Consider the following 219-nt stretch of genomic DNA (forward strand, 5'->3'; position numbering starts at 1 on the left):
CAATTTAGTCGTCGGCGCCTCAGATGGCGTCAACACCACCAACATTAACGTCACCCTCACTGAGCTTGATGTCAATGAAACGCCTGAGTTCACTCCACCCGTGGGCGAAACCAGCTACAACTTTAGCTACAATGAAAACAGCAGCGACAGCACCGTGATTGGCACCGTCAATGCCACCGATCCAGAAGGCACGCCAGTGACCTACAGCATCGTCAGCGG

At 53.9% G+C, this 219-nt stretch carries 1 protein-coding gene; it reads left to right on the forward strand.

Translation table 11 applies throughout. The annotated features are described in order from the left end of the window. Positions 1-219: hypothetical protein (locus H5114_RS20360; RefSeq protein ID WP_182723898.1), on the forward strand; the 219-nt coding region annotated here is incomplete at both ends.

The organism is Shewanella sp. SR43-8 (genome assembly GCF_014163775.1).
Taxonomy (GTDB): Bacteria; Pseudomonadota; Gammaproteobacteria; order Enterobacterales; family Shewanellaceae; genus Shewanella; species Shewanella vesiculosa.